Genomic DNA, 12,727 nt, shown 5'->3' with positions numbered 1-12,727 from the left:
CAAAAGCTTAACATTTACTTAATATAAACTTCGCAATTTAGCAACGAAATAATCATACACCTATGTTTAATAATCAAAAATGGCGAAATGGGTATAAAAAACCATTTAATTCCAAATTTCTTTGGCTAGCACTAACAACTAGTCCATTTGTAGGAAATGTGTATGCATCCAATATAGAAACTACAGATGCATTTGTTGTTCAACAAACAATCAAAATTAGTGGAAAGGTATTAGACAGTAATACAAATCAAGCCCTATCAAATGTTTCCATTCAAATAAATGGAAAAACTTCAACATCTTCAAAAGCTGATGGATCATTTGCAATTGATGTACCCGCTGGTGCTGATGTAAAATTTAATTTGATCGGATATGAATCTTACTCTCAGAAATTCGCATCTTCTTCTGACAATATCACTATTCGACTATCAGAATCATCTACTGATATTGATGAGGTTATTGTAACTGCTTTAGGTATCAAAAGAGAACAGAAAGCATTAGGCTATGCAGCCACAGAATTAAAAGGTGAACAATTAACCGACGCCATTTCCAATAACTGGACAGACGCATTATCAGGAAAAGTAGCGGGTGTTAATTTAGTACGATCAGGTGCTGGACCTGCGGGATCTAACAAAATCATTTTACGTGGCGAGAATAACTTAACTGGAGATAACAATGCGTTAATAGTAGTTGACGGAATAGTAGTAAGTTCTAGTTCTGCACAAATGACCGGTACTGGCCACGGCGCTTACCTTTCAGGCGATTCACCTGCTGATTACGGATCTGGATTATCAGATATCAACCCTGAAGATATTGAAAATATAACGGTACTAAAAGGCCCTAATGCAACAGCTTTGTATGGACAAAGGGGAGCAAATGGAGCCATTATTATTACTACAAAATCAGGTAAAAATAAAAAAGGAGTCGGTGTAACTATAACTTCAAATTCAACAATAGAGTCTATCTCTAGATGGCCAGATTATCAATATGAATATGGTCAAGGTGTCGAGGGAGCTAATTACTATTCTTACAATGCATCTCCAGATGGTGCAAGTACAAGAAGTACAAGTTCAGCTTGGGGACCTAAATTTGATGGGCAAATGTATTACCAATTTGATCCAATCACCCAGACTAGGGGTACAGAGAGAACGCCTTGGTTACCATATCCAAATGCGAGAAAAGAATTTTTCGATACTGGAAGAACATTTACAAATTCTGTTACTTTGGACGGTGGTAATGATAAAACCAATATGCGTTTTTCATACACAAATCTGAATAACAAATGGATAATCCCAAATACGGGTTATGATAGAAATACGGTATCTGTAAATGCTAGTCATAAAGTAACTGATAAATTAAAAATTCAAACGCGTATCAATTACAAACAAAATAAGAGTGATAATTTACCTTCTACCGGATACAATAATCAATCTCTGATGTATTGGAATATATTCTGGATGCCAAATGCACCATTAGATTGGTTGAAAAACTATTGGGCTAATGGCCAAGAAAATGAATTTCAAAATTACCCATTCAGTTCATTTCCTGATAATCCTTACTTGATCTCTTATGAAATGTTGAACAAGAACAATAGACATGGTATTACTGGAAATGTGGAAGTTAGGTATGAGTTCTCAAAGAACTTAAACATTATGGCGCGTACCAATTTGGATTTGGGTTTGGAGAGACGATCACAACAACGTCCTTTCGATACAGAAAAATTTAAAAAAGGTATGTATAGAACCCAGTCAATCTTCAACCAAGAGACCGGAGCCGACTTAATGATTAACTACAATAAAGAAATTAATAAAGATATAAAAACTAGTTTTTCAATAGGTACAAGTACAATTCGTAATGAAAGAAATCAAGAAAGAAATTACGCCGATTCATTAGCAGTACCTGGCAACTATACCTTAGCTAATGCTGCAGGGTTAGTAGTTACTTCACCATTAGAAGACCGTTTAGTATTGAATAGCTGGTTTGGTATCGGAACTTTCTCTTTCAGAGATTATGTATTCGTAGACGTTTCAGCAAGAAATGATTGGAATAGTGCCTTAGCAACTCCTTTGAGAAAAGGTAATTCGTCATTCTTCTATCCATCAGCCAATTTAAGTTTAATTCTGAATGAGATATTTGATTTACCAAAAGCTATCTCTTATTGGAAATTACGTTCTTCAATAGCTAGTGTGGGTAGCGGAGGTATGAAAGCATACTTAACTTCATATACATATAATCCAGAGATTACATTCCCCGGCGGAGCATCCAACCCTACCGCTATTCCAAATACAAACTTAGAGCCATTGCGCACGAACAGTTTTGAGATTGGTACGGATTTGAGATTATTAAAGAATAAATTTACTGTAGGCTTTACTTATTATGTAGGTAATACATATAATCAACATCTACAAGCTACTACAGATAGAGCTTCTGGTTATAGTACTATTCTTCTAAATGCAGGACAAATACGTAATAGTGGTATCGAAATAGAAGCTGCCGCAACAGCTATTCAAAAGAAAGATTTTCAATGGAAATTGAATGGTACATATACAGCTAACCGCAACAAAGTAATTGAGTTAACTGACATATTACCTAATATAATTTTACAAAATGGTCCAGGAAGTAGAGGAGCTATTATCGCCTATGTAGGCGGAAGTATGGGTGACTTGTACGGCAGAGGTTATTTACGTTCACCTAATGGCGACATAATTTACGAAAATGGTATCCCTCAATTAGGTGCTGAAATGCAATATATTGGAAATACAAATCCTGAGTGGAGAGCAAGTATTAACAACGAATTCCGTTACAAGCAATTTAGAGCAAGCTTCTTGTTTGATGCGCAAATAGGTGCTGTAGCTTATTCATTAACGGCAGCCAACCTTGCTAATCAAGGTAAGACAAAAAACACAGTTCCAGGACGTTACAATGGAATTATTGGAAATGGCGTAATTGATAATGGAGATGGTACATACAGACCGAATGATTATATCGCTGAAAACATTTGGGACTACTATAATGCTCACCTTGGTAATGACAATGTGGAAGGAACTAGTTATTCAACAGACTTTTTAAAATTACGTGAAGCACGACTAGACTATTCACTATCACCTAAACAATTAAGCAGAATAGGACTTACAAGAGCTACAATCGGTGTATTTGGTAGAGATTTATTCACTTGGACACAATGGCCAGTTTTTGACCCTGAATTTGGTACGTTAGGTGGCTCAGATATCAATAAGGGATTTGAATTAGGGCAAATGCCTTCTACTCGTACATTTGGTCTTAATATAGTTATTGGTATTTAAAAGAAGAAAGGAAAAACATGAAAAAAGTTAATATAATCTTATCATTTGTACTATTACTTGGGTTTTCATCTTGTAATAAAAACTTTGAAGATATCAATACCAACCCAAATGGATTATCTGATGTAACTCCTAGTAACTTACTGGCTCCTGCGCTAAAAAAATCAGTAGAATACAGCATGAACAGAAGCCAAGGTGTTACTAATGAATTAATGCAAGTCACAGTAAATATGGGAGACAGTGATGGTAAAATATTCAGGTATGACATACGCGCGAATGTTGCCGATTACATGTGGAACAATGCATACGTACAATTAAACAATTTCAGAGATATATATAATCTTGCTGAAAAACAAGGAGATAAATCTTTCATGGGTATATCACTAATCTGCCAAGCATGGTTATTCTCCATTTTAACTGATACATATGGAGATATCCCATTTGCTGATGCATTACAAGGACGTGAAAATAATGTTACACCTACCTTTGACACTCAAATGGATGTGTACAGAGGGATTTCACAAGCATTAGATACAGCTAATGTATATTTAAGAGGTGCCACGAATGTTCCTAGTTCTAGTGATCCGATTTATCAAGGTAATGTTGCTTCATGGCGCAAATTTGGAAATTCACTACATCTGAGATTATTATTGAGAATTGCGCATAAGACAGAATTAAATGCTATTAATAAAATCAAACAGATGGTGGATGAATCTCCTAGTGATTTTCCTGTTATAGGAAACAATGAGGAGTCGGCTATTTTAAGATGGACTGGTGTTTCTCCATATGTTTCTCCATTTGCAACATGGAGACCTGGAGATTGGTATGGTCCGAAATTATCAACTTTCTTTGTCGATAATCTAAATGAATGGTCAGACCCTCGAATTCAAAAATGGGCTTCCCTATATGATGGGGAGTATGCGGGTGTGCCTAGTGGATATCCTATTGGAAGTAATCCATTAGGAAAATCGGCTTTCCCTACTACACTTATGGTAGAGCCACTATTAGGTAATATCTTAAATTATGCTGAGTTGCAGTTTATTCTAGCAGAAGCGGCTGTAAAAGGATACACTAGTAAATCTGCACAAACTTATTACGAAAGAGGTACAAAGAGCGCAATAGAAATGTGGGGATTAGAATTACCTACTAATTATTTGACTGGCGAACATATTATTTGGAATGAAACTGCAGATGTACATTCGAAAATGAAATTGATTCATCAGCAAAAATACTACGCCCTTTTCTTCACAGATTTACAATCTTGGTTTGAATATAGACGTACTGGCTTACCAGAACTTCCTATCTTATCAGGGCATTTGAACGATAGAAAAATGCCAGCTAGATTAAATTACCCAGTATATGTCCAATCTGCCAATAAAGAAAACTATAATATCGCAGTACAGAGACAAGGGCAAGATGATGTCAACACATTAGTTTGGTGGCAAAAACCATAAATTCATAGATTATGAAAAGCATATTGAATAAAATAAATATAGGTAAAGCTTTCGTTGGTCTGTTCGCCAGTGTAGCACTTTTATCATCATGTGAAAATAAAGAACAAAACTATATTGGGGAATTCAGTCCATATATCGCAATTGAAGATATCAGAGCATTATATCGAGGAAGTGAAGTCAAATTAACAAGCGAAAAAATTAGCAATGCTAAAAAGATTTATGGTGTTGTGGTATCAGACCATTCTGATAGTAACTTACCTGAAGACATCGTAATTATTCAACAGGATAAAAGAAATCGCACACGTGGTATCGCTTTCAAAATGTTAAATGCTGCTTCTTACCTTCCCGGAGATTCACTTGTAATTAACATAGCAGATAAATCTCTTAATAAAGACGGTTTCTTATACTTAGATGGTATATCAGAATCTGATATAGAGAAAGTTTCTAGTGGAAATAAATTCACGGTAAGAAATACAAATGCAGGTACACTTAATGCTAAACCTAACGAGTTCGAAAGTACTATTATAAAAATCGTAGGAGGCGAAATGTATCCAAGACCTACAGCTCAAGAAACACTTACTGGAAGTAAGACAATGATTAATGGTGCTGATACCGTAAATATAGTTACGCTTGCCTCTGCAACTTTTGCAAATGAAATATTACCAAGAAATATCAATGTTACAGGTATTCCACTAGGTACAAAAAGTGAAAATTATAAATTTGATATCTTTCCTAGACATTTAAAAGATATTGAAGATATATCTGATCCTGAAGTACCTGAATATATTGGTTCCAATCCTCTAATTATTACTGGTTTTCTAAATGATCCAAATGGTGGAGATGGAAATTATGAATATATTCAGTTGAAAGCAAACGTTGATATTAACTTCAATGAGGTTCCATTCTCACTAGTCTTAAGTACCAATGCAGGTGCAGCAACACCTAACCCAGGTGCAGCACCAGGCGCAGGATGGGCTACAGGAGGTGGAAGAACTTACAAATTCAATATTACTGAAGGAGCTGTAAAAAAAGGAGATTACTTTTATGTAGGTGGGCATCAACGTCGAATCAATGGCCCTAACTCTACCTCAATAAATAGTGCGAATTGGGCTAGATATATTCAATATTCAAATACAGCAGGTGATGGATTAGGTAATGCGAGCTCTGGGCTACTGCCAAATTCAGGAAATGCAGGTGGTATGGCTGTGTTTATTGGTGTAAATGTTACTGAAAAATCTGTACCTATTGATGTAGTATGGTTTGGAGGAAACAGCAACACTACTATCGTAGACGTGGAAAATGAAAAAGGTTACCGCATTAGTAACAACGATCATTATAGAATCACGAATACTGATGACAGCTCTTTACAGCCGTTCTTCTCGATGGGAACAAATACATACCGAATTCCACATATTACTCCTACAGATCTAGGTGCATTTGTGAAACTAGGGGGAGTATTCAACACTACAAAACGTCAGTGGACTACACCTAGAGGGTATACATTTACAACATTAACAAAAGCTTCTGTGCTATCCGAAATCGAATCTGGTGACGGAACAACAATTCAAGAAGACTAATATGCAATAACATCAGCTGTATGATTTACAGCTGATGTTATATATTATCTGAATAACCAAAATATCCTATAATTCTGTGAAAATATATTATACTCTACATTTGCTATTATGTCTTATACTCTTGTTAGGATGTAAAAGTCAATCACCAGATAAGAAAGATGTAATCACATCAATAGGTAATGATATTCAAATAAAAGAATTTGTCATATCACCTATATATTATATTGATAATATTGGATTGCTTACTTTAAGTGGTCATGGCTTTAAATCCTCTGATAGCATTGTTTTAAGAAATAAATCGATCGCAGTAGATATAAAATGTGAAATCACGAAATTGAATCCTTCTAATATTGTAATTTCATTATCCCCCAGCCTTACAGATGGTAAATACGAGATTTTTGTCAAAAGAGATAATTTCAGTAAGCTTCTCGGGGAAACCAACATTTTAAAAGCGTTCAACGCTAATATTTCTGATAAAACTGGAATGACCATCAAAGGTACAGTATTCAGTAATTCTAAGGGATTAGCGAATGTAGTCGTTTCTGATGGAGAATCTGTTACCAAAACAGATGAAAATGGGATATATCATCTACCTTCAAAAAAAACAAATGGATATGTATTTATATCAATCCCATCAAATTATGAAGTCAAAACAGTCAATTCTACTCCTCAATTTTTCAAATATGTTACCTTTAATCAGCAGACGTCAGAAATAATTGACTTTGAATTAACTCCAATTAATAATAATGATCATGTAATTGCTTTCTTAGCAGATATGCATTTAGCGAATCGTAATAATGATATTTCTCAATTTAACAATGGATTCAAGGTTGATATAAATAATTTAGCAAAAGAAGCTCGTGCACAAAACAAGAAATTCTATGCTATGACATTGGGAGATCAAACTTGGGATATTTATTGGTATGAAAATAATTATGGGCTGCAAGAATTCAAAAATCAAATAAAAGATTTTGATTTCCCTATTTTTCATGTGATGGGAAATCATGACAACGATCCATATAGCTCAAATGACTTTCTAGCGGAAGATAAATATAGAAATACACTCGGCCCAACGTATTATTCCTTCAATATTGGTAAAGTCCATTATATTGTACTTGATAATAATCTTTGGCTAAATGCTGATGCTAATAATGGTGTTATTGGTGACAGAAATTACAAAGCTACAATTACACAAAATCAAATAAACTGGTTGAAACAAGATTTGGCAATGATCAATGACAAATCTACCCCCATCGTTGTAGCAATGCATATCCCATTTTATTCTACACCCAATACTGAAAATAGCTTTTCCACCAAATTAACCAATGCAACTGAATTTGTAGGAGCTTTAGCAGATTTTTCCAACGTCAAAATTATGTCTGGTCATACCCACATTAATTCGACTGCTGTACAAGAAAATACAAAAATATCAGAATATAACATTGCTTCTGTCAGTGCAACTTGGTGGTGGACGGGCAAAGACGGTTATTCCAACAATCATATTTGTAAAGATGGTAGTCCAGGAGGTTATGGTCTATTAGAGAACGATGGTACTCAGCAAAAACTTTATTATAAGAGCATCGGCTATCCTAAAGAGTATCAGTTTAGAGCATATGATTTAAATACAATCCATATTACTGCCGAAAAATACGCTATAAATGCAAATAGTAGCTTTAAAGCTAAAGTCGCAGAATATGCTGGCGAATATGCAAAATCAAATACTTCTAATGAAATCCTATTAAACATTTGGGGATATAGTCCCAAATGGAAAATCTATGTTAGGGAAAACAATAAAGATTTGATTGTTCGTCGCGTCACGAAATATGACCCATTACACATTATTTCATATCCAATGAAAAGGCTAAATGCAAATGCCAATCCGACTTCTTCTTTTGTTTCGTATAACACGTCACATATGTTTTTGACTAAAGCTTCGTCCCCTACTTCTACAATAGAAATTACAATTGAAGATGAGTTCGGTAATATATATAGAGAAACTATGATTAGACCTAAAGCCTTCTCAACCTCCATGAAATAAAATTCCCTACATATAATAATTAACTATTTTTGAAAATACGGACTATGCACAAAACTTATAAATTATCAATTGCAATTATTGCAACTTTAGCATTTAATTATTCCTGCGCAGTGAAAAATTCAATAAATATAGATTCAAACTTTCCTTCATTCGCCTACGAAGGGCATAGAGGAGCCAGAGGATTATATCCTGAGAACTCGACTGGTGCGATGAAAGTTGCCATAGATTTACCAGTTGTTACCACATTGGAGATGGATTGTCATATCACCAAGGACAAGAAAGTAGTGGTATTTCACGATGATTTTTTAAACCCAAAATTTGTTACCTACGCTAATGGTAAAGAATTAGCAGGAAAAGATATTAAAGGATTAGTATACGATTATACCTATAAACAATTACAACAATTTGATTTGGGATTGAAAGGAAATGTAGATTTCCCGCAACAAAAGAAAGTCTCTACCAAAATCGATCTGTTGGAAAATTTGGTCGATGAGTCTGAAAAATATGCTGCATCTAAAGGCAAAAAGATGTTTTATAATATCGAAACAAAGAGTAGCGAGAAAAAAGATAATAAAGCACACCCTGAGCCAAAAGAATTTTCTGATTTATTGTTGAAAGTAGTATTTGAAAAAGGCATTGAAAGTCGTACGGTAATTCAATCTTTTGACAAGCGAACTATACAGTATATCAACAAAGAATACCCTTCTATTCGTACTTCATTTTTGATCGATGCAAAAAACAAAAAGTCACCCCAAGAATTAGTAGATGAGTTAGGCTACAAACCTTTTATTATCAGCCCAAATTATAAGATTGTCACAAAACAATTCGTAGAAAGTGCACACAAATTGGGTGTGAAAATTATTCCTTGGACAGTGAATACAAAAGAAGAAATTGAAGCTTTAAAAGCCTTAAAAGTCGATGGTATTATTTCAGACTACCCTAACTTATTTTAATTAAAATTATAGAATTAGATGTTGAATTTTTTAAAACCACCGAAGCATAAAGAATTACTTCCTGAAGATAAAATTGATTCAGAGTACAAGAAACTACGTCTTCAAGTTTTTGCTGGTATATTTTTTGGATATGCCGCTTACTATTTCGTACGTAAAAATTTCTCCTTTGCGGTCAAAGATTTACAAGATAATTTAGGATATACTAAGGCCGAATTAGGGTTTGCTATGTCAGCGATTTCTATTGCCTATGGTCTTAGTAAGTTCATGATGGGTAATGTATCTGATCGTAGCAATGCACGTTACTTTTTAGCTACAGGACTTATTTTATCATCTTTAACAATGATATTCATGGGATTTTCGCCTTTAGCGACTTCTTCTGTGGGGATTATGTTTGTCCTGTTATTTATTAACGGATGGGTACAGGGCATGGGCTGGCCTGCATCAGGAAGAGTAGTCGTACACTGGTTCTCCATCAAAGAACGTGGAACGACCATGTCCATTTGGAATTTAGCACATAATGTAGGAGGATTTTTGGTAGGGCCATTAGCTATACTAGGAGTTGAACTCTTCCTAAATTGGCAAGCGAGATTGTACTTTCCTGGTTTAGCGGCTTTGCTTGTTGCTATAATTACACTTTTTTTGGTCAGAGATACACCTCAGTCCTGTGGACTCCCTCCTATTGAAAAATACAAAGATGACTACCCAAAAACATACGAGGAATCACAAGAAAAAGAGTTTTCTGCAAAAGATATCTTTTTTAAATATGTCTTCAACAATAAGTTATTGTGGTTCATAGCTATAGCCAATGCCTTTGTATATTTAGTACGCAACGGAATTATTAACTGGGCTCCTACATTTTTACAAGAAGCAAAGGGATTTACCGCTTCCGAAGCGACATGGTCAGCCTCTATTTACGAATTAGCCGCTATACCTGGTACTATTTTGTGTGGTATCATGAGTGATAAATTATTCAAAGGTAGACGTGCACCTGTTACTATAATCTATATGTCGTTAACACTGATTGCAGTACTGATGTATTGGTTAACACCAGGCACATCACAAATGTTAGTTAACATTTCACTTTGGGCTATAGGATTTCTAATTTATGGTCCTGTTATGCTTATTGGCGTTCAAGCTTTAGATCTTGTACCCAAAAAAGCAGCAGGAACAGCAGCAGGTCTGACAGGACTCTTTGGTTATTTTATAGGAGACTTATTAGCGAATGCAGCATTAGGTGGTTTAGTAGATACCAATGGTTGGGACGCTTCTTTCGAAGCTATAGCAGCAGCTTGTGTACTAGCTATTATTTTTACAGCTTTCACTTGGCAAAGAGAAAAAGAATTTTTGAAAACAAAATAGCTTTCAATAATATTAATCCTATAAAATAGTGGGATTGTAATCATATACCCCTTTTTATCAAAATAATTTCATTTGATCAACAAGGGGTATTATTTTACCTATTCAAAATAACATAAGAATCTCTCCTATTTAAATTTTTGATTGATAAATTACTATAGCATAAAGTATAACTCCACCGGTATAAAAGAAAAAGTGAGCCGCATTTTTAATTCCATTTTCATTATCCCTAAAAAGTTTCACTGACCCTTTATTCAGATTCGATGAATTATAGGTTTCATGAAAATTTTTCTGTCCATTAACCATTAGATTAATAATCCCATAAAAAAAATTAAATAATGTAAACATAGCCAACGCAAATAAAATTAATTTCACCCATTCAGAAGCATCTTCTTCACCAATTTCAGAAATAAGATGTCTTGAAAATAGGAAAGCAGGATAAAGAGACAAAACAAAAAACAAAGGATATCCCATTAAAACCCACCTGTTAGACAATTTCTTATTCAAAATAAAATAACAAAAGGTAAAGATCAAAAAATAGATCATATAAATTAATATCTTCATAATTAGTCTCCCTTATCTAAGTTTGCAACGATAGAATCGTATAGCAAATCACTTAATTCTTCCATATGACTTTAGTTTTTGATGTATTTGTCTGGATTCTTTTTTACTGTTTTTTTGATTTACTATCTGCAATCATTTGGTCTAACAAATCATCAAACTCATTTTGTTCCGGGTCTTCTTCCAAAAATTTAACATTAAAATTCTCTCTAATGGTAAGGCTACAATACTCCAACAACAATAATAATACTTTTTATATTTTTCATAATCAAATTTTAAATTTATAGATAAAGACAGCATACAATATTACGCCCGCAAAATAAAACAGTAAGTGTAACATATTTCTTAAATTACTAGCATTGTCAATAAAATACATGACGGGATTTTTCCCTAGATTAGATTGATTGAACTCTTGATGAAATGTCTTCTGTAATCCAATCATGAAATTAACAATTGCATAAAACAAATTAAACAAAGTAAAAGAAGCTAATGCCATTAAAATCAATACCATAATATATTTAGCAGGTTGTCTTCCAATTTCTTTAATCAACAAATCCGTTAAAATTTTCATTGGTAAAATTGACACAACAAATAATAAAGGATAACCTATCAATATCCATTTATTAGATAATTTACGATTCAAAAAATAATAACAAAACGTAAAGATCAAAAAATAGATCATATAAATTAATATCTTCATAATTAGTCTCCTATAAATACGTTAACACAACCCGAAAGAATTACTCTACAATTCAGCCTGTATTATCCACCAAATATTATTTACCTTGATAATCTAAAGATATAAATCGTATATATACTTTTTGCGTAAAAAATGTAATATTCATTTATTATTACTCGAATTTTCCAATAAGTTTACTTGTCAAGTCTAATTATGACTCAGCTAATCTGACGGATAAATATTCAAGGTAATCAACCTGGCTTTCAATAGTTTCTTGAGAAATAGTCATCCCACGAGGTATCCGTCCATATTTATCAAATGAATAAGATGTACAGTTCTTACAATAGTAATCATAGATTTGTTGATTATTATAAAATTGTAAAAATGGAATTATTTCATTCTCCTTTTCGTAAATAAAATAATGATCAACATAGAGATAATTCTCCTCACTATCAACTACATTAATTGACACTTCAATAGGAAGTTTAACATTTTTGTCATAAGCAGAATAGTTAGTTTCTACACCCACTTCCGTGATTCTATTAAGGTTTTGATTGTAAACTTGTGGGAAAAGAATTTTATAAAAAAGGCTATTATCAACCTCCTCTTGAAGAAGAAAATAATCGGTGTACAAGCTGTCGCCCTCATTTATCATGTTTCTTAATTCACTCGAATTTTCTGATACCTGGATAAACCACTCCAAAATGATCCCCCTAAACCATCAGAAACTGTCCCCCTCTACCAAAGGAAAGTGATCCCTTTCTGCCAAAGCAAAGTGTCCCCCTTTCGCCAGGCCAAAGTGATCCCCTGAAA

The 12,727-nt window shown here is 33.8% G+C and carries 9 protein-coding genes; 6 read left to right on the top strand and 3 right to left on the bottom strand.

Going from position 1 to position 12,727, the window contains the following annotated elements; genetic code table 11:
- Positions 1 to 62 precede the first annotated feature (62 nt).
- From IPZ78_RS08900 to glpT, 6 genes are all read left to right on the top strand, one after another.
- Positions 63 to 3,299, top strand: coding sequence for a SusC/RagA family TonB-linked outer membrane protein (locus IPZ78_RS08900; RefSeq protein WP_225552834.1), 3,237 nt, complete (start codon positions 63 to 65; stop codon positions 3,297 to 3,299).
- A gap of 17 nt (positions 3,300 to 3,316) precedes the next feature.
- On the top strand, positions 3,317 to 4,750 hold the full coding sequence (locus IPZ78_RS08895; RefSeq protein ID WP_225552832.1) for a SusD/RagB family nutrient-binding outer membrane lipoprotein: 1,434 nt from the start codon (positions 3,317 to 3,319) through the stop codon (positions 4,748 to 4,750).
- Positions 4,751 to 4,761: 11 nt separating this feature from the next.
- Entirely contained in the window at positions 4,762 to 6,327 is a 1,566-nt protein-coding gene (locus tag IPZ78_RS08890; RefSeq protein ID WP_225552830.1) for a DUF5689 domain-containing protein, read from the top strand.
- 76 nt (positions 6,328 to 6,403) lie between these two features.
- Positions 6,404 to 8,365 carry a calcineurin-like phosphoesterase C-terminal domain-containing protein gene (locus IPZ78_RS08885; RefSeq protein WP_225552828.1) on the top strand — a complete coding sequence of 654 codons (1,962 nt, stop codon included), beginning with the start codon at positions 6,404 to 6,406 and terminating at the stop codon, positions 8,363 to 8,365.
- 44 nt (positions 8,366 to 8,409) lie between these two features.
- The gene (locus tag IPZ78_RS08880; RefSeq protein ID WP_225552826.1) at positions 8,410 to 9,318 is read left to right on the top strand and encodes a glycerophosphodiester phosphodiesterase family protein; all 909 of its coding nucleotides are present in this window, start codon (positions 8,410 to 8,412) and stop codon (positions 9,316 to 9,318) included.
- An 18-nt stretch (positions 9,319 to 9,336) separates the two neighbouring features.
- Positions 9,337 to 10,677 (top strand): glycerol-3-phosphate transporter, encoded by a 1,341-nt coding sequence (glpT, locus tag IPZ78_RS08875; RefSeq protein ID WP_225552824.1) that lies wholly within the window; start codon positions 9,337 to 9,339, stop codon positions 10,675 to 10,677.
- Positions 10,678 to 10,806: 129 nt separating this feature from the next.
- Here glpT and IPZ78_RS08870 read toward each other — a convergent pair whose 3' ends face one another.
- The 3 genes from IPZ78_RS08870 to IPZ78_RS08860 all read right to left on the bottom strand — a co-directional run bounded on the left by IPZ78_RS08870 (position 10,807) and on the right by IPZ78_RS08860 (position 12,569).
- Positions 10,807 to 11,148: a hypothetical protein gene (locus tag IPZ78_RS08870; RefSeq protein WP_225552822.1), complete on the bottom strand. Its 342-nt coding sequence runs from the start codon at positions 11,146 to 11,148 to the stop codon at positions 10,807 to 10,809.
- A gap of 355 nt (positions 11,149 to 11,503) precedes the next feature.
- Complete coding sequence (locus IPZ78_RS08865; RefSeq protein WP_225552820.1) at positions 11,504 to 11,806, bottom strand: hypothetical protein; 303 nt, start codon at positions 11,804 to 11,806, stop codon at positions 11,504 to 11,506.
- A gap of 319 nt (positions 11,807 to 12,125) precedes the next feature.
- Positions 12,126 to 12,569 carry a hypothetical protein gene (locus IPZ78_RS08860; protein WP_225552818.1) on the bottom strand — a complete coding sequence of 148 codons (444 nt, stop codon included), beginning with the start codon at positions 12,567 to 12,569 and terminating at the stop codon, positions 12,126 to 12,128.
- Positions 12,570 to 12,727: the final 158 nt, after the last annotated feature.

The organism is Sphingobacterium bovistauri, from assembly GCF_020295405.1.
Classification (GTDB): Bacteria; Bacteroidota; Bacteroidia; order Sphingobacteriales; family Sphingobacteriaceae; genus Sphingobacterium; species Sphingobacterium bovistauri.
Note: the sequence above shows the minus strand (reverse complement) of the source record. Positions and strands in the feature narration are given on the sequence as shown.